The sequence below is a fragment of the Allobosea sp. P4_E12 genome (assembly GCF_056401655.1).
In genome coordinates, this window is record NZ_JBFUIY010000026.1 from 1 (window position 1) to 17,624 (window position 17,624).

At 63.0% G+C, this 17,624-nt stretch carries 15 protein-coding genes; 6 read left to right on the top strand and 9 right to left on the bottom strand.

Annotated features, from left to right (window positions below):
* The first annotated feature begins 211 nt into the window (after positions 1-211).
* Positions 212-817 (top strand): LysR substrate-binding domain-containing protein, encoded by a 606-nt coding sequence (locus AC1DW9_RS26360; RefSeq protein WP_476777064.1) that lies wholly within the window; start codon positions 212-214, stop codon positions 815-817.
* Positions 818-1,931: 1,114 nt separating this feature from the next.
* On the opposite strand, the gene AC1DW9_RS26365 is transcribed toward AC1DW9_RS26360, so the two are convergent.
* From AC1DW9_RS26365 to AC1DW9_RS26390, 6 genes are all read right to left on the bottom strand, one after another.
* Positions 1,932-2,141 (bottom strand): cold-shock protein, encoded by a 210-nt coding sequence (locus tag AC1DW9_RS26365; RefSeq protein WP_476777065.1) that lies wholly within the window; start codon positions 2,139-2,141, stop codon positions 1,932-1,934.
* A 284-nt stretch (positions 2,142-2,425) separates the two neighbouring features.
* The gene (locus AC1DW9_RS26370; RefSeq protein ID WP_476855222.1) at positions 2,426-5,698 is read right to left on the bottom strand and encodes an error-prone DNA polymerase; all 3,273 of its coding nucleotides are present in this window, start codon (positions 5,696-5,698) and stop codon (positions 2,426-2,428) included.
* Positions 5,695-7,218: a DUF6504 family protein gene (locus tag AC1DW9_RS26375; protein ID WP_476855223.1), complete on the bottom strand. Its 1,524-nt coding sequence runs from the start codon at positions 7,216-7,218 to the stop codon at positions 5,695-5,697. Before AC1DW9_RS26375 ends, AC1DW9_RS26370 begins: the two co-directional genes overlap by 4 nt.
* The gene (locus AC1DW9_RS26380) at positions 7,133-7,885 is read right to left on the bottom strand and encodes an ImuA family protein (protein WP_476777068.1); all 753 of its coding nucleotides are present in this window, start codon (positions 7,883-7,885) and stop codon (positions 7,133-7,135) included. Before AC1DW9_RS26380 ends, AC1DW9_RS26375 begins: the two co-directional genes overlap by 86 nt.
* Before the next feature lie 113 nt (positions 7,886-7,998).
* Positions 7,999-8,262, bottom strand: coding sequence for a hypothetical protein (locus AC1DW9_RS26385; RefSeq protein ID WP_476777069.1), 264 nt, complete (start codon positions 8,260-8,262; stop codon positions 7,999-8,001).
* Positions 8,263-8,447: 185 nt separating this feature from the next.
* Positions 8,448-8,654 carry a CsbD family protein gene (locus tag AC1DW9_RS26390; RefSeq protein ID WP_069880139.1) on the bottom strand — a complete coding sequence of 69 codons (207 nt, stop codon included), beginning with the start codon at positions 8,652-8,654 and terminating at the stop codon, positions 8,448-8,450.
* A gap of 757 nt (positions 8,655-9,411) precedes the next feature.
* On the opposite strand from AC1DW9_RS26390, the gene AC1DW9_RS26395 reads away from it, so the two are divergent.
* On the top strand, positions 9,412-10,866 hold the full coding sequence (locus AC1DW9_RS26395) for an NAD-dependent succinate-semialdehyde dehydrogenase (RefSeq protein WP_476777070.1): 1,455 nt from the start codon (positions 9,412-9,414) through the stop codon (positions 10,864-10,866).
* Positions 10,867-11,017: 151 nt separating this feature from the next.
* Here AC1DW9_RS26395 and AC1DW9_RS26400 read toward each other — a convergent pair whose 3' ends face one another.
* The gene (locus AC1DW9_RS26400) at positions 11,018-12,544 is read right to left on the bottom strand and encodes a PAS domain S-box protein (protein ID WP_476777071.1); all 1,527 of its coding nucleotides are present in this window, start codon (positions 12,542-12,544) and stop codon (positions 11,018-11,020) included.
* Between the two features lie 270 nt (positions 12,545-12,814).
* On the opposite strand from AC1DW9_RS26400, the gene AC1DW9_RS26405 reads away from it, so the two are divergent.
* The 4 genes from AC1DW9_RS26405 to AC1DW9_RS26420 all read left to right on the top strand — a co-directional run bounded on the left by AC1DW9_RS26405 (position 12,815) and on the right by AC1DW9_RS26420 (position 16,485).
* On the top strand, positions 12,815-13,627 hold the full coding sequence (locus tag AC1DW9_RS26405) for a YihY/virulence factor BrkB family protein (protein ID WP_476777072.1): 813 nt from the start codon (positions 12,815-12,817) through the stop codon (positions 13,625-13,627).
* Positions 13,624-13,872 carry a YihY/virulence factor BrkB family protein gene (locus tag AC1DW9_RS26410; protein WP_476777073.1) on the top strand — a complete coding sequence of 83 codons (249 nt, stop codon included), beginning with the start codon at positions 13,624-13,626 and terminating at the stop codon, positions 13,870-13,872. The genes AC1DW9_RS26405 and AC1DW9_RS26410 overlap by 4 nt, the downstream gene beginning before the upstream one ends.
* A 498-nt stretch (positions 13,873-14,370) precedes the next feature.
* Positions 14,371-15,963 (top strand): SUMF1/EgtB/PvdO family nonheme iron enzyme, encoded by a 1,593-nt coding sequence (locus AC1DW9_RS26415; RefSeq protein ID WP_476777074.1) that lies wholly within the window; start codon positions 14,371-14,373, stop codon positions 15,961-15,963.
* Positions 15,964-15,975: 12 nt separating this feature from the next.
* A complete protein-coding gene (locus AC1DW9_RS26420; protein ID WP_476777075.1) occupies positions 15,976-16,485 on the top strand; it encodes a DUF4399 domain-containing protein in 510 nt (169 codons plus the stop codon).
* Positions 16,486-16,625: 140 nt separating this feature from the next.
* On the opposite strand, the gene AC1DW9_RS26425 is transcribed toward AC1DW9_RS26420, so the two are convergent.
* Both AC1DW9_RS26425 and AC1DW9_RS26430 read right to left on the bottom strand, forming a co-directional pair.
* Positions 16,626-17,135, bottom strand: a complete 510-nt coding sequence (locus AC1DW9_RS26425) for a methylated-DNA--[protein]-cysteine S-methyltransferase (RefSeq protein WP_476777076.1) — start codon at positions 17,133-17,135, stop codon at positions 16,626-16,628.
* Positions 17,136-17,383: 248 nt separating this feature from the next.
* The gene (locus AC1DW9_RS26430) at positions 17,384-17,566 is read right to left on the bottom strand and encodes a hypothetical protein (RefSeq protein WP_441492987.1); all 183 of its coding nucleotides are present in this window, start codon (positions 17,564-17,566) and stop codon (positions 17,384-17,386) included.
* Between the last annotated feature and the right edge of the window lie 58 nt (positions 17,567-17,624).

The window sequence follows — 17,624 nt, forward strand, 5'->3', positions numbered from 1 at the left end:
GCTGGACAGCTGGACACTGAGTTGCTCAAGCGCGCCTTCCTCGGATGGCTGCGCGGCGAGCCGAACCACTGCAGCATGGCGGCAATCCCGTCGCAGGATGATGAAGATGCTCGCCGACCGAGCCGCGAACGGGAAGCCCTCGTAAGCGAGTGCACGCGCATCGCTCAGCGTCACGCGGGCTGCGGCCCGCCTCGGCCTCGGGCAATCCGCCATGAGCCACAATCTTGCGCGCCTGCGTGCGCTGTTCGGCGACGAACTCCTGACCCGAGGGCCGCAGGGCATGCGTCCCACCCCCCGCGCCCTTGCCCTGATCGCTCCGGTGCGGATCACACTTGGGCAGATTGCGAGCCTCGTATCCCAGGACGTCAGCTTCGATCCCCGGACGGCCGAGCGGCTGTTCCGGATCGGACTGCCGGACGGCGCGGAGGTCATGCTCGGTCCGGCGTTGCTCGCCTGCATCTGCGAGGCCGGCCCCGGCATCCGGCTGCGTCTGCAGCCCGCCGATCAACTCTTTGATGAGCTCGACGCCGACCGCCTCGACCTCGGTATCGGCTTCGGGCCGCTTCCGGAGGGGCGGACGCACCACAAGCGGCGCGTGCTCGCCACGGACAGCTGGCTCTGCATGTTCGATGCCGACCGGCTCGGGATCACGTCGCCGAGGACTATGTGCGGCTGCCGCATGTGCTCACGAGCTTGCGCATGGGCGAGCAAGGCGCGGTCGACGAGGCGCTCGCGAAGTTTGGCCTCAGGCGATGGGTCGCGCTCACCACAACGCGCTTCGTCGCGGTCCCCTTTCTCGTGGCGGGCGCGCCGGTGATCACGACCATGCCCGCCAGGCTTGCCCGCTTGTTTGCTACGGAGCTCGGACTGAGCCTCAGCCCGGTGCCCTGCGCTTGCCGGAGCCAGTCGCCGCGCTCGTCTGGCACGCCTCCTACGACCATGACCCGGCGCATATCTGGCTACGAGACACTGTGGCGCGCGTCGCTGCAGACGTGGGATGGGAACGCCTCTCGGCGTGACGTCACGCTATTCGCAGGAACGACCGCTGCGATGCTGGGCAAGCACCGACTTGTTCGGGGAGCGCCGAACTGACCAGGCGCGAATGTTTGCTTTCGGGCGGCAACCCGACGTCCGCTCCTGGCGGATTGCGTTGAAAAAGTCCGACCCAACCGAAATGGAAGTCACTCCAGCATTCAACGGAGAATATTGTTCCCCGCTAGTTCCTAGAGTGCCTCTTTTGGCAGCCGATTACGCCCGCGCGAAGATGGAATATCTCCATTTCGGACGGCCGAACCCGCACCAAGTATTGCCGCGGACTTCTTCAACACAATCGGCGCGAGAGCGACGCGACTTCGGGTTCGCGGACTGCAACGGTAGAGCGCAATCTCAGTTCGAGGCCACAAGCCATCCCCTCGATTTTGGTAGAGGTCCGTCGGTCATCAGCCTGATCGTCATGTCGGCGCGCTCGTGGTTGCGGAAGAACCATAGCCCCATCGACAACGAACTCTCGGTCCCAAATACGCTTGGCTGAACCTGCCGCACATGGGCTTACCTCGTTCGATTGCCGTTCGGCCAGCCGCAGCCGCACCGTCGACCCTTGCGGGAATGCGTGGAGGTCGGGTGGCCGGCGCTAGGCTTGCACATGCCCCCTCTCGCAGTGTCCGCTAGCAACCTTCTCCCGACCCCATGCGTCCTCAAGGCCACGTAGCTCGGCAATTCAAGCGCGTTCCTCGAATTGTCCAATGCTGCCACGCATGCATCGCTCCTCTCTTGTACTTGAGGGTAGCAACGCCTTCCGAGAGGAAGGAGCCCCCGCCGTAGGGCAATCCGAGCGAGGCTATAGGCCGCGTGGCCTTCGAGGGCGGGTGGAGAAGGCCAGCACGCCGACAAAACGAATGAATCCGTAGCCAGTTCCAGGATCCGCAGCCGCTTTATCCCGCCTTAAGGTTCTCGGCACAGGCTTTTCCCGAGCGTTGGTCCGGCACAACCTCGTAATCGATTTTTTGTCCGTCGCGCAGTTCTCGCAATCCCGCACGCTCCAAGGCGCTGATGTGGACGAACACGTCCTGACCGCCATCATCAGGTTGGATAAAACCAAACCCCTTGCTGGGATTGAACCACTTCACAGTTCCCGTCGCCATGGATGTCTCCTCCTGACGGTGGATGATGCTAAAGCGATTACCTATCGCCGCATGCCTTCTGAGGCTTCCGACCGCCCGCTACTCAATCGCAATGACCGATGTGCTGCCCCGCCGCTCGCGAAAGAGCGACGGGGCGTTAGGCCGTGCAAGAGCGTTCGCGGCGTCCTTGCACCCGTCCGAAACCCTGCGGCCGTTTCTTTGTTCCCACGACCGAGAGATAGCGGCACGGCACGGCGACGTCCGCCGTCGGCCGTCGGCTTGCGACCGACGGTGCACCGTTGGGTTCACCGGAAATCACGCGTCTTCACCTTGATTGTATCGAGATGCAGGTCGGGAATGTAGATGTCGCGGGTTCGAAGCCCCTTCGGAGGAAGCCCACGCGGATCCGGCGCCAGCGAACCATGGTGGAACTCGTCCCCCCGGCCATGAGGCAGCGGGAAGGCATCGTCGCGCTCTCCGACGCTGGCGAGTTCTGCCGACAGATCGGTTAGACGCTGCGCGACCAGATGAACGACCTCGCCCTCGCGCTGGACGCGGCCACGCACCGCAATCATACCGGCGGAGAGGATGGTGCGGCGATTTTGCTCGAACACCTTTTGCCAGACCACGAGGTTGGCGATGCCGCTCTCATCCTCGAGGGTGATGAACATAACGCCCTTGGCGCTGCCTGGCCGCTGGCGGACGAGGACGATCCCAGCAGCCTCAAGCCAGCGGCCATCACGAGCTTCCATCGCCTCGGCGCAGGTAACGATCCGTCGCCTTCGCAGATCCCGTCGGAGGAAGGAAACCGGGTGGCTGCGCAGCGACAGGCTGACATGGCGGTAGTCTTCGACCACCTGGCTACCGGCCGTCATCGGCCGGAGGGAAACAGCCGGCTCATCCACTTCGGGGATGATCTCGCTCTGCCGAGCAGACGCCGCCGCGAAAAGCGGTAGCGGCTCATCGCGCAGTGCTTTGATCGCCCACAGCGCTTCTCGACGAGCTAGGTCAAAGCACGGTCGGAAGCCATCGGCCTCGGCTATGTGCGTGAGCGCAACCACAGGAACTCCGGCACGCCGCCAGAGGTCATCGACCGAAGCAAAGGGCTGATCAGCCCGGGCCGTGACGATGGCTGCGCCATGTGCGTTGGCGAGGCCCTTCACCATGCACAGACCCAACCGGACCGCGAATCGGCCGTCGTCGCGGGTCGGCTCCAGCGTCGAGTCCCACCTTGAGGCGTTGGCGCAGACGGGACGAACCTCGATCCCATGTGCTTGCGCGTCCCGGACGATCTGGGCCGGAGCATAGAAGCCCATGGGCTGGCTGTTGAGGAGTGCGGCGCAGAAGATGTCGGGATGCCAGCATTTGAGCCACGCCGAAGCGTAGGCGATCAGGGCGAATGATGCTGCGTGGCTTTCAGGGAAGCCATAGCTGCCAAATCCTTCGAGCTGCTTGAAGGTCTGCTCGGCGAACTCCTCCTCGTAGCCGTTGGCGACCATGCCCGCGATCAGCTTGTCCTTGAAGGACGATACGCCTCCGGAGAACTTGAAGGTCGCCATTGACTTCCGGAGCATGTCGGCCTCGCCCGGGGTAAAGCCGGCGCATTCGATCGCCACGCGCATGGCCTGTTCCTGGAACAGGGGCACACCAAGGGTCTTGCCCAGCACCTTCTCCAATTCGGGCTTGGGATAGTGGACCGGCTCCAGTCCTTCACGCCGTCGAAGGTACGGGTGGACCATGTCTCCCTGGATCGGGCCAGGGCGAACGATCGCGACCTGGACCACGAGGTCGTAGAAGGTCCGCGGCTTCAACCTCGGCAGCATCGACATTTGCGCGCGGCTCTCGATCTGAAAAGTGCCGAGCGTGTCTGCCTTGCGGATCATGGCGTAGGTGCGCGGATCCTCGGCGGGGATCGTTGCGAGGTCGAGATTGATGCCCTTGTGTTCGGCGAGAAGATTGAGCCCCTTCTTCATGCAGGTCAGCATGCCAAGTGCCAGCACGTCGACCTTCATGAACTTCAGGGCATCGATATCGTCCTTGTCCCACTCGATAACCTGGCGATCAGCCATGGCGGCAGGCTCGATCGGCACGAGATCGTCGAGCCGGTCATGGGTGAGGACAAATCCACCGGGATGCTGGCTGAGGTGCCGGGGCGCGCCCATGAGTTGACGCGCGAGGTCGAGTGTCAGCCGAAGCCGACGGTCCTTGAGATTGAGGTTCAGCTCTTCGACATGGCGCGGCTCTACGCCACCTTCCGACCAGGCCCAGACCTGCGAGGACAGCGTGCCGATCAAGTCGTCCGGCAGGCCAAGGGCCTTTCCCACATCCCGCAGCGCGCCCTTGGTGCGATAGCGGATGACGGTCGAGCACAACGCAGCGTGATCGCGACCATAGGTGTCGAAAATCCACTGCATGACGATCTCGCGCCGCTCATGCTCGAAATCGACGTCGATGTCCGGCGGCTCTCGGCGTTCCTCGGAAACGAAACGCTCGAACAGCAAATCATTGCGGCCCGGGTCGATCGACGTAATGCCGAGCACGTAGCAGACAGCCGAGTTCGCCGCCGAGCCGCGGCCTTGGCACAGAATGTCCTTAGATCGGGCGAAGCGAACAATCGAGTTCACCGTCAGGAAATATGGCGCGTAGCCCAGCTTCTCGATCAACCGAAGCTCGTGCTGAAGCGCCGCATCGACGCTCTCGGGAATGCCTTCGGGATAGCGTTCGGCGGCGCCTTCCCAGGTCAGTTTGTCCAGGGTCTGCTGGGGTGTGAGCGCCGGATCGTCTCGCTCCTCCGGATACTGATAGGCCAGCTCACCAAGCGAAAAGCGGCATCGATCAGCAATCTGTAGCGTCCGCGCCAACGCCTCGTGGTAGCGGCTGAACAGCCGATGCATCTCTTCCGGCGGCTTGATGTAGCGATCGGCATGCCGTTCACGCCGGCCGCCGAGGGCGTCGATCGTGACGTTTTGACGGATGCAGGTCACCACGTCCTGGAGAATGCGCCGCGCGGGTTCATGGAACAGCACGTCGTTGGTGACGACGGTCGGCACGCCCATCCGGGCCGCGAGGTTCGACAACTCGTGAAGCCGAAGCTGGTCGTTCGGACGTCGGCGCAGCGTCAGCGCGAGATAGGCACGGTTGCCGAACGCATCGCGAAGGCGCCGAAGGTGGAAGGCACATTCCTCGTCGGCCTGATCAGGCACGAGGACAGCGATCAGCCCCTCGCCATAGGCGACAAGATCGGGCCACTCCAGATGGCACTTTGCCTTGCCGCCGCGCTGCTTGCCGAGCGAGAGCAGTCGACACAGCCGCGAATACGCCGGTCGGTCAATCGGGTAGACGAGCACAGACATGCCGTCGACGAGATCGAGGCGGCAGCCGACAACGAGGCGAACACCGGTTGCCTTGGCCGCCTCATGGGCGCGGACGATCCCGGCCAGCGAATTGCGATCGGCAACGGCGACTGCTTCGAGGCCTGCGGCCGCCGCCTGCGCGAACAGTTGCTCACATGAGGAGGCACCGCGCAGGAAACTGAAATGCGAGGTGATCTGAAGCTCGGCGTAACGCGAACCGCTCATCCGAACACCCCGTGCAGAAACCAGCGATGGGAGCCGGTCGCAGCGTGCTCACCGTCACCGGCCCGATAGAGCCAGTAGCGCTCGCCTGCATCATCCTCGACCCGGAAATAGTCGCGAACCGCAGCCAGCTCGGCATCCCGCTTCCACCATTCGCCGAAAACTCGCTCGGGACCGTCCGCGCGCTTCACTCGCCGACGGATCCCCCGCCAGGTGAACCAAACGGGGGGCTGGTCAGGCAGCAGCGCCATGGTCTCGACCGGTTCGGGTTGAGGCAACAGACGGGATGGCCGCGGCCAATGACCCGGCCAACTCGCCCCCGTCTCGGCCGCCATCGCCGGGATTCGGCAGACGGAACGTTCAGGCACATCGCTTGCGACCGGAGCCAGACGATAGACGGCCCGCTCCCCAACACGGTTCGCCAGGGTGTCGACCAGGTCAGACACGTCCGGGAAGCTCGCTTCGACAAGCGAGTTGTGGGTTTGCTTGCGTTCCAGCGGTTCGGCGATGGTCGCGGCCAGAGTCATCACCTCAATTCCGAAACCCGGCTCGATCGTATCGATCTTCTCGCAGAGGAGCCGCGTCAGTCGCTTGACGTCGCGAACCGGCGTGGCCAATCCGACCCGAACCGCCTCTGCACGATTGTCGACGCGATGGCAGATGAGGTCGAGACGACGTGCGCCGAACCCACGTTCCTCCAGGCGCTCGCAGAGTTGCCCGACGAGCTTGGCGATATAGCGCGCGATCGTCTCCGCGGCGCCGATGGGCTCGGCGAAGGCTTGGCGAACCTCGATCAGGTCGGGCGGCCGAATGGCCTTGATCGGCTCCGCGAGGTCTCCAAGCGCCTGGTCGATGCGGCGGCCAATCTCCGGACCAAAACGCAGAGCCAGAGGAGCCCGCGGCTGAGCCAGCAAGTCACCGATCCGCTCGAAGCCCAAGGTGCGCAGCCCGGCACTAACCGAGGACGGAAGCCGCAGAGCCTCCAGCGGCAACGGGGCGATGATGGATGGTCCATGCCCTGGAGCGGCGACGATCGTCGAACGTGTCCGGTAACGAGCCAGTGCGTGAGCGGCGCCCCACGTATCAGCGATCGCCGCCCGAGCGACGATCCCCGACATGGCAAGGCGACCGATCACCCCGTCGAGCATAGCGTTCTCGCCGCCGTGCAAATGGTCTGCCCCGGTCGTGTCGATGACGATGCCGTCCGGCGGATCGGGTGCGACGACCGGTGCGATACGCTCCAGAATCCAGACAGCCAGCCGATCGAGTCCTTCGGCGTCAGCGGCCGGATCGGCATCCTCGACGATCAGACCCGGAACGAGTACCTGCGCCTTTGTCACGGGCATGCCAACGCAGAGACCGGAAGCCTGAGCCGCAGCATCTGATGCCAGCACCACTCGCCTGTTTCCGTCGCGGCCTATGAGGACGAGCGGTGCCTCAGGCGGAGGCGCTGCGTCGCCAGCCTTCCGCCGCGCCCGGTCGGTGGACCAGGTCGGCAGGAAGAGCGAGACAACCCGTGTCATCGCACGCCTCCAACTCGAAATCTGCACTATCGCCGGCGCGGGCCCGGATGAGCTCGACCAGCCAGCGAGGCCGACCGACGCCGGGGACCGGCAGCGCTGAGGATGGCATCACCGAGACGCGCCAGCGCGTCATGGCGGCTGTTGGCTGACCGAAATCGGCGGCCTCCGTCTGACGCCGCCAACGGCGAAGGGCAATTCCGACCGACCCGGTCCCCTCCGCGGCCAGTTGCAGCCGACGAGAGGCGGTCATGGATAGGCGGGCAACTTCCCCGACGACGGATCCAAGCCCACCGTGGCGCAGCCCTTCCTCCATGCAGGAAAGCACGGTCTTGTCGTCGCAGGCTTCCACATAGATCACCCGATCGGCGGCTAGTCCCGCTTGCGCGATGGCGGGCGCGAAGAGATCCGGCCGCGTGATGCACCACAGGACCCTCCCCCGGGTGCGGGCTGCGACCCCCGCGCTGAACAGCGCGGCCGCGGCACCGTCGATCGCACCGTTGCCGCCGCCAGCCACTTCATGCAGCGCCCCGAGCGCCAATCCGCCGCCGGGGAGGCGCGAGTCCACCTCGGCGATTCCGAAAGGAAGCACCGATTTCGCGCGCCGGTTCGTGCCTTCGATCCTTGCGATCTGCGCGCGCAGAGAGTGTATGGCGAGCTCGGGCCGCACAATTGTTGGTGTCCTCTGAAAATGGGCGGGCCGCCATGTTCCTCTTTTGTTCCTATTTCAATGCCCGGGAGTCAAGATGAGAGCATCAATGCGATAGCCGCCTCGCTGACGGATCAGAGTGGTCCGACCACATCCGGGTTCATGGCGATAAAGAGTTCAGCCTGACGCTGAAACAACGTCCATGCCGGATCATTCTCCGACCGTCCGACTTGGCAGTGCATGACCTTGAAGATCGCAACCCCTCCGGCTGGCTGGTCGGGGTCTATCCGCGCGGCGCGACACATCGCCCTAGCAATTCTCTGGATACGCGGATCACCCGAATAATCCGCGGCGGTCACCGGTGCGTCCACCGGGTCGGCTTCAAATGTCAGAGACATAGCGGACCTCCACGACTCGCCCCAACCTCAGCCAGTGGCCTCAAACGATTGGATGGACCTGCCCCAAGGTTCGTTCCGGTAAAATGCGCGTCGTCCGCAAGCAAAATGACGCACTCTCGGCATTAGAGGATCATCGAGTGGGTGCCCCGTCGGCTCAGGCCGGCGGGGCTTCTTCACTGCAATAGCTACTGCCAAGTCTGACGGCCGTACCAGTTATCGACGTCCGACCGAACCTGATCCTTCGCGAGACCGTATCGCTCCTGGATTTTTCCCTCAAGCTGATCGCGCTTTCCCGCGATCACGTCGAGGTCATCGTCAGTGAGTTTGCCCCACTGCTCTTTCACCTTGCCCTTGAGCTGCTTCCAGTTTCCTTCGACGCGATTCCAATCCATGGGACCTCTCCGTTGGCGTGAATGGGATAGCGAAAGAACGCACGGGCCGTGTTTTTGTTCAGAGACACTGCGGGTCTCCGCGCATCTGTCTGCCGGTGACCACCCTTGCCACTGCGATCGCTTCCCGCGCCTGTAAACCCGAAAACCGCGGACTGTCCGCGCAACCTGTTCGAGCTTGGATTTGTTAACGGTAGGCGACCTTTGGAGGGGAGAAGCCTTCATGGATCTCATCATCAAGCAATCGAGCTCGACAAGGTGGGACCTGATCGACTTGCTCGGCCGTAACGCGGGGCATGTCGAACTGGCCTTGTCCGGGTGCTTCCGCATAATTCCGTCGGGCCGAGCGGTGGGTACTATGGCAACACTCTCGCCGGGGCCATATTCCTCGTTAGACGCAGCGCTCGCCGCAATCGAAACTCATACGCGAGGCGTGTGCAGACGCGAGCCAGAGGAGCGCGGGCAACAGACGCCTATTGGCCCGGGCAATGAGGACGCCTGAGGGCTTGTCTGCCCGCGGCTCTACCGCTTCGCTGGCGGAATCCACCTCCCGATGATCTGCGTGCGTGGCGGAGCCCCTTGAGGCGGCGATCCTACGAGATGCAGGGAACCCCCTCGCCAACGCGACGTTCACCAATCACTGGCCGCAGCTTTCGCACCGTCGAGCTGCATGCCGTACGCGCTGGCCGGATCGTCAGGACGGAGGTCTACTTCGGCTGGAATCTGCCCCACCCCGCCCGGCCGGGAGGCTTCGTCGAAAATGACCGAGCGGGCCGCGCCGGAGCGTGAGTTCCTGCCCGATCCGATTAGCGCGCGCCCCGAGAAGCACCCTTGCGAAGGAGCCAACATGTTTCGCAGCGTCAATCCTGCAACCGGCGACGAGATCGCCACCTATCCCGAACTGACCGCGCCGGAGTTGGAGAGCAAGATCGTCAAGGCGGAGGCGGCCTTCCGGCACTGGCGTGCGAGGCCGATCGCGGAGCGCGCCGCATTGCTGGAGAAGATCGCCGAGCAATACGAGGCAAACAGCGAGAAACTTGCTGTGATGGCGGTCCAGGAGATGGGCAAGACCCATGCGTCGGCCATCGCYGAGGTGCAGAAGAGCGCCGCGGCCTTCCGTCACTACGCGCAGAACGGCCCCGCGATGCTKGAGCCGACCGAGATCGCTATGGCGAGCGGCGGCCGCGCAGAGGTGCGCTACCTGCCGCAGGGGCCTGTGTTGGCGATCATGCCTTGGAACTTCCCCTACTGGCAGGCCGTCCGCTTCCTTGCGCCAACGATCCTGGCGGGCAATGTCGGCCTGCTAAAGCATGCCAGCATCGTCCAGGGCGTCGCCGGGCTGATGGAGGAGATGGTGATCGCCGCCGGAGCACCCGACGGCGTGTTCCAGAATCTTGCCATCAAGTCCTCCGCCGTCGCCGGCCTCATTGCGGACAGGCGCATCGTCGCGGTTACGCTAACGGGCAGCGAGGCAGCGGGACGCGCAGTGGCCGAGCAGGCGGGCGCGGCGTTGAAGAAGGTCGTGCTGGAACTCGGGGGATCTGACCCCTTCATAGTCATGCCCTCGGCCGATCTCGACACGGCAGTGAGGCAAGCCGTAACGGCTCGCATCCAGAACAGCGGCCAGTCGTGCATTTGCGGCAAGCGGATGATCGTCCATGCCGACATCTACGAAGCATTCCGGGAGAAATTCTCGGCGGCGATGCAGGCCGTGAAGGCCGGCGACCCGATGGATGCGGCTTCCAACATGGGCCCACTTTCGAGTTTCGAACAGCGCGAAACGGTCCTCGACCAGCTCGCCGCGGCGAAGGCGGTCGGCGCCAAACTACTATTCGGCGGCCAGGCGCTGCCCGGCAAGGGCGCCTACATGTCAGCGGGGATATTGGTCGACGTGCCTCTCGAGGGCGATCTCATGAAAGAGGAGATCTTCGGCCCCGTTGCCATGCTGTTCAAAGCTGAGGACATCGGCGACGCGATCCGGATCGCGAATGCCATTCCCTATGGACTGGGCTCGTCCGTCTGGACGAATGATCCCCAGGAACAGGAGCGGTTCGTGCGCGAGATCGAGGCTGGCATGACTGCGATCAACCAGATGCTCGCCTCCTCGCCCGAGGTGCCATTCGGCGGGATGAAGACGTCTGGTCACGGCCGAGAGCTTGGCACTCACGGTCTGCACGAGTTCATGAACCTCAAGTCAGTCATGCGGCCGAACTGAGCCCACTTCGCTCTTTTCATCGATGAGCATTCCGGCACGGGACCGATAGGTAAGGCCCACGCGCCCGCTCACGCTGTCCTTTCAAGACCGCGGCGTCCGCGACCACCGGCGCACTCTTCCGTCCGCTGCCGGGCCATTCAAACTCTTCGCGTCAGGTTCCGAGCCTGTCGCGCTGGATGACAAGCTCGATGACAACACCCAGCGGGTCCCAATCCCTGCTGACCCGACCAAGCTGACTGGCCGTCGCCTTGATCAACCGGCTGCCGAAGCCGTCGCTTCGTGTGATCGTCGGCGATGGTCCCCCGCGCTCACGCCAGACGAGTACGAATTCGGACGATCGATCCGAGCATGTGATCTCAACCTTGCCATCCGCGGTGGAAAGACTGCCGTACTTTGCAGCGTTGGTTGCAAACTCGTGGAGCAGCAGCGAGAGCGATGTGACCAGAGCAGAGGGCACTGGAATATCGGCACCGCTAACCTCGCTGCGTGGCCGTTCACCGACGTCATACGGCGCGAGTATTGCCGCGATCAGGGCGTGCAGCGTGGTGGCCGCCGGTTCGCCACCAGCGGCCATGGCTGACATCGTAAGCGCGTGGGCGCGTGACAAGGTCGCGAGTCGCTCAGATACCGTTGCGGCGAGCTCAGCCGGGCTGGAAGCCGAACGCGCGCTGAGATTAACGATACCGCTCGTGAGCGCGAAGACATTTTTGACCCGGTGGTTCATCTCGCGCAGGAGCATTTGCTGCTGCTCCTGCGCGCGCTGTTGATCGGAAATGTCGCGGGCGATCTTGGACGCACCCACGATCTCGCCCCGGGCGTCTTTGATCGGCGAGATGGTGAGCGAGATCGCGACAGGCGTTCCGTCCTTACGTCGGCGGATCGTCTCAAAATGCTCGATTCGCTCTCCAGCACGAATGCGCGCCAGAATTTCTGGCTCCTCGTCCCGGCGGTCCTCGGGAATGAGCAATAACACCGACTGGCCTAGGACCTCCTCGGGGCGATACCCGAAAAGCCGCTCGGCGCCCGGATTCCAGTCGGTAATAAGGCCGTCGAGATCCTTGGCGATGATCGCGTCTTCAGACGATTCGACGAGCGCCGTCAGACGCCGGGTCGAGGCATCGTTGCTATGGCGTTCGATAGCAAAGCCAAGCTGGCGCGCAATGATCAGCGCGAGATCGCGCTCGTGATCGGTGAAGACCCGCGGCGTATCGTAATAGACCATGAACTTGCCGACCAGCTTATCGGCCCCGGCGAGCGGAATGAAGGCCAGGGCATGAATGCCTTCGCCGATGACGGTCTCAATCAACTTCTGAGGCTCTCCGCTGAGAGCGACGTCCGAAACGAAGATCGGGTCGGCCTCGCGGTCCTGACGCTGCCAGGGCGAGTGGCCGTCGATGGCCGCACGATATCCGTCTGAAAGTCCGCGCCAGGCGACGAAACGCATCGTTCCGCCCTCGTCGAAGCGCAGGATGGAGGCACGGGGGCTCGCGAGCGCTGCGCAAATGGCGTCGAGGGCCGCTTCATAGATATCGACGAGCGTGCGAGCGCGAAACAAGCGATCGGTGAAGTGGAAGAGTGTGGTCTGTTCCCGGACCTGGCGCGCCAGGTCGTTCGCGGCGTCCGTGGTTTTGCCCCAAACCGCGGCGCTGGGATGACGGTCAGGGCTTCTTCGCACCATCGGCGGCCTCGCAGCGTAGCCAGTTCAGATCATCTCACAACGAGAGATCCCGTCTGGCGAGCCAATCATTCGAACATCAAATTCGGCTGGTCTCAATGTCAATTGTTCATAGGCCGTCGCATATTTTGACCCGAGTTCTGCGCAGCGCCTATGGGAGTGAAACGGGCCAGCGCTCCTAATTCCGACCTGCTCCGGCATCGTCCTCGACCGTCGCGGCGTTCGGCAACTTTTTTGAGTGCCCGAAGTTCCCTCGCTTTGGGAGTGACCGAATTGCGCGCTCAACGTCTGCTTGCCCAATTGTCATTGGCGGCCCTGATCGGGGTTGGGGGATCGATCATCGTCAGGCAGTTCGAGGGGCGCGCCAAGGGGCCCGCAAAGGGTGGCGGACACACGGGATTTCGCGACGGGGGAGATGCGAAGACACCGACCGAGATTCCCCCTGGGGGCTGGGCAGCGATCCTCCGACGGACCTATGACGAGGTCGGGAAGGACCGGGTGCTGGCCGTAGCCGCCGGTGTCACCTTCTATGGGCTGCTTGCGCTGTTTCCGGCCATCACCGCCTTCGTTTCGCTGTATGGGATCATTGCCGATCCGGCCACTGTCGCGGGTCAATTGGCAATGGCGGAAGGCCTATTGCCATCCGGCGCCCTCGAGGTCGTTCGCGATCAGATCACCCGGATCGCCACAGGCGATGAAACGAAGCTCGGAATAGCGTTCCTGATCAGCCTCGGTCTGTCGGCATGGAGCGCGAATGCTGGTGTGAAGGCGCTCTTCGATGCGTTGAACGTCGCCTACGGCGAGGAGGAGAAGCGCAGCTTCCTCCGCCTAAACCTGACCACGCTCGGCTTCACACTTGCAATCCTCCTCTTCGCCTTGCTGGCACTCGGCGCCATCGCCGCCGTGCCCGTGTTGCTGGATTTCCTGTACTTGGGTCCGGCAGAGGAATGGATTCTCTGGCTCGGGCGCTGGCCGGCCCTCATCCTCGTCCTGATGCTCGGGCTTTCAGCTCTCTATCGGTTTGGACCCAGCCGCGACAACGCACGTGGAAATGGGTCAGTCCCGGCGCCATTCTGGCCAGCGTGACCTGGCTGATCGGCTCGCTCGCGTTCTCCTGGTACGTCGCGACTTTCGAGGATTACAACAAGACCTATGGCACCCTCGGCGCAGTCGTCGCGCTGCTGATGTGGATGTGGCTGTCAGCGACGATTGTTCTGGTTGGAGCTGAACTGAATTCAGAAGCCGAACGCCAGACCTTGCGGGACACGACCAAGGGCCCGCCGGAGCCAATCGGGTTTCGAGGTGCTGACGCAGCGGATAACAAGGGGTGACGGCTACCGCGAATTGGGCCACGAAAGTTCCGAAACGACTCTTGGCCGTCACGTCTCGCGGGTCAATGTCGTTCCATCTTCAGTGATTTCAAAGGTGTGAACGTCAACGAGACGCACGTCCCGTCCATCGGCCAAGCCGTATGATATGAGGCCTCGTTCAGCGCCATCGCTTTTGAATGAGCGGGTTAGGAGTGGAAGCTTTCGCCTGACGATGACGATGAGCAACCGCCCTCACCCATCACGGCATTCTACCCGCTAGACTTCCTTCATACCGACTCTCCTCGGCAGCCTCCCACGCGTTTCCCTTAGCGGTCCGCCGGTCCGCTGCGTTCCAGTCTCCCTCGCGGATGATCCGGGTGAAGGTCGGGCCGAGCGTGGCCCGCTGCCGGAGCGCCAGGGCGACGCCCAGCGCTCGTCGATCAGCGGAAAGTTCGCGACGCTGGATGGGCTACCTGATATGGATAAGGCGGGGCTGTGTGATCGACAGTGGTGGTCGTGATGCGCGAAGAGTTTCCAGCTCATCCGCACCCTCATCGCAGGCTTGCGGCTATCCTCGCGGCGGACATCGTTGGTTACAGCCAGATGATGGGTCACGACGAGGAAGGAACGGTTCGCCGGCTGAAGCAGGTTCGCCGCGAGATCGTCGATCCCACACTTGAAGAGCACTACGGGAGGCTCATAAAGAACACCGGCGATGGCTTCCTCGCTATGTTCGAGAGTCCGCTCGAAGCCGTGAGATGCGCGATTGTCATTCAGCAGTCCGTGACGGCAAGGAATACCGATCTTCCGCGTGAACACAGGCTTCAATACCGGATAGGGGTGAACCTAGGTGACGTTATCGTTGAGCCGGACGATGTCTTCGGCGATGGCGTCAACATCGCCGCCCGCCTGGAGGCGCTAGCGACGCCCGGCGGCGTCTATATCTCAGGCGGCGTCTACGAACAGATCAAGAATAAGCTGGTCTGCGGATATCAGTCGCTTGGCGACGAGAAGCTGAAGAACATTACCGATCCTGTTCGCATCTATCGGGTGCTTCCCGATCCAGCTTCCTTCACTCGCGCGACGAAAAAAAGACGCCTATTTTTGATACCTGCGGGGATCGCGGCAGCATTTGCGCTGCTTGCCGCAGACCTCTACTCCGCCGGCTACTTGGTCGGCGGAAAGCCAAGTCTGGTGTCAGTCGAACAGCGCCCGCAATGGGTGCCCGTCCCCCTCGTCACCGTGACAAACCAACCTACCCGTCCCCCACGGGTTGAGCCGCCGGCAAGCAACAATGCGGATGCGGCCAGACCTTTGGCCCCATTGGCGGATCCCACGCCTGGCGCCCCAGCTTCAGATCCGCAGGTCGCGATTTTGACTCCGAACCTTCCTGCGGCACGGATGATCCAAACCGCTTCCGGCTTCCGGGACTGCGAAACCTGCCCCGAAATGATCCGCATACCCGGCGGGGCTTTTCGGATGGGTAGCGACGAAGACCCCTCAGAACAACCGATCCGGACCGTGACCATCTCGCCGTTTGCAATCGGTCTGTCGCCCATCTCCGTCGCCGAGTGGAACCGATGCGCGGCCGCAAAGGGCTGCAACTTCTCGCTCGACGGAAGCGACACAACGCCAGCCCGCAATCTGAGCTGGCTCGATGCCAAGCGATATGTGGACTGGCTCGCGCAATTGACCGGTAAGCCATACCGTTTGCCGAGCGAAGCGGAGTGGGAATACGCCGCAAGGGCGGGCACCTCGACCCGCTTTTGGTGGGGGCGGGAGCTCGAACCCGGCAACGCCAATTGCAGGGACTGCGGCGGGCCTCAAGATCCGAAGGCTCCGATGCCGGTCGGCAGTTTCGCACGCAATGCATTCGGGGGTGCCGATTTCGGAGGCGGCGTCGCGCAGTGGGTGGCCGATTGCTGGCTGCCCAACTACCGGGATGCGCCGTTGGAGGGCTCCCCTCGGACGGCTGAGAATTGTCGCGAGAATGTCTTGAGGGGCGGCTCCTGGCGAAGCAACGCTGCCTCGGTGAGGCCAGCGAGCCGGACCCATTACGATACGGGCGTCCGTTACCCTGCACACGGATTCAGGATAGCTCGCTCGCTCTGACAGGAGGGTTCCATGGGCCGATCCGCCAGCGGCATCTTTCTCGCCTTTGCTGTAGTCAGCCTTTTCACGCTCGAAGCCTTGGCGCAGACAGCGCCGGCCCCAACACCCTCCACACCGCAACGCGCGCCATCTCCGGATGCGCGCCTTTACATCATCTATCCTTGGGACGGAGCGCAGATCCGCGGCGAATTCTGGGTGCGGTTCGGCCTACGAAATATGGGCGTGACGCAGGCCGGCAGCTCCGCTCCGAATGCCGGACATCACCACCTTCTGGTCGATGTCAGCGATGAAATTGTTCCGGACGAGCCGCTTCCGTCAGACAACAAGCATCTTCACTTCGGTGCGGGGCAGACGGAGGCGAGGCTTGAGTTGCCGCCTGGAAAACATACCCTCCAATTGGTGCTCGGCGACCCCGACCACCGGCCATTCAAACCAATGCTCATCTCGAAGAAGGTGACCATAACCGTGTTGCCAGCGGCGCCGGCGAAAACATCGAAGAAGGCCATTGGAAAGGGTGCTTAAGGTGAAGGGAGCCCACTCCTGTGCTCCGGTGGCCCCATCCGCGACCCGCACTTCTTTTCATGGTTCTGGTGGTGGGCGAACACAAACTCGAGCCCTCGGCTTCGAATTCCAGATGGCCGAGGGCCGGCACGCCGGACATGTCATTGTTCCCCTGACCGCTGCTCGCGAGCCAACAATACGCGCTTGCGCCGGACGCCCCAGCGATAGCCGGAGATCGAGCCGTCCTTCTTGATGACGCGATGGCATGGGACGATGACCGCGATCGGGTTGTTGGCGATGGCCTGTGTGAGGTCTCGCGGGTCCCGCGTGCCGAGCTTGGCTGCCAGCGCACCGTAGCTGGTCGTCTGACCCGCGAAAATCTCCCGCAGCATCGTCCAGACAGTCACTTCAAAGGGCGTTCCCCGCATGTCGAGCGGGAGATCGCAATTACGTGCGGGATCGTCGATGACGCCCGTCACTGTCTTGATCGCGTCAGCCAGCTTGTCCTGATGAGCCTGCAAATCGGCGTCCGGAAACCGATCTCGCAGCGCATCTTCCATCAGGCTGCGCGATGCGCCGAATTCCAGCGCCACGATACCCTTGTCGGACATGGCGAGGATAAAGTCGCCGAGGGAACCGTTCCCCCACGCAAAGCGGATGATTTCATGCATGTTGTTTGCCTTCGTAGCTTCCAACACGAGGAGGTAGACGGCAACAGGATCACATGCGCTCCGATCCTTGCTTTTGAATTGGAAATCGGAGTTCCGGAGCTAACGAACCCGCCCCCCGGGACGCCGAGCGCAAAATCCAACGGGCGTCCTTCATTTTCGAGTTTGAAGGCCAAAGCCGGAGTGTTGTTCCCCGTGCGCTCATACCTCGCGGAAATGGTGAGCATGCAGGCGACAGAGCCGCGCTTAAGTCACTCCGCAGCTTCACGCATGTTCCATTTCTTCTTGGACAGGTCGTGACGCGCCGCGTCGCCGACATAGTCATTATAGGTCATGTCCTTGCGGATCGGATGCTGGGCGAGCTCCAGATGGGGAGTAAGCGCGCCGTCCCTGAACACCGCGCTGCCGATGCCCGTGCCAAGCGTCAGGACCACTTCGAGAACCTCGTCCGGCGATGATTCCCAAACCCTGTACCTCGGCATCGTTGAGCAG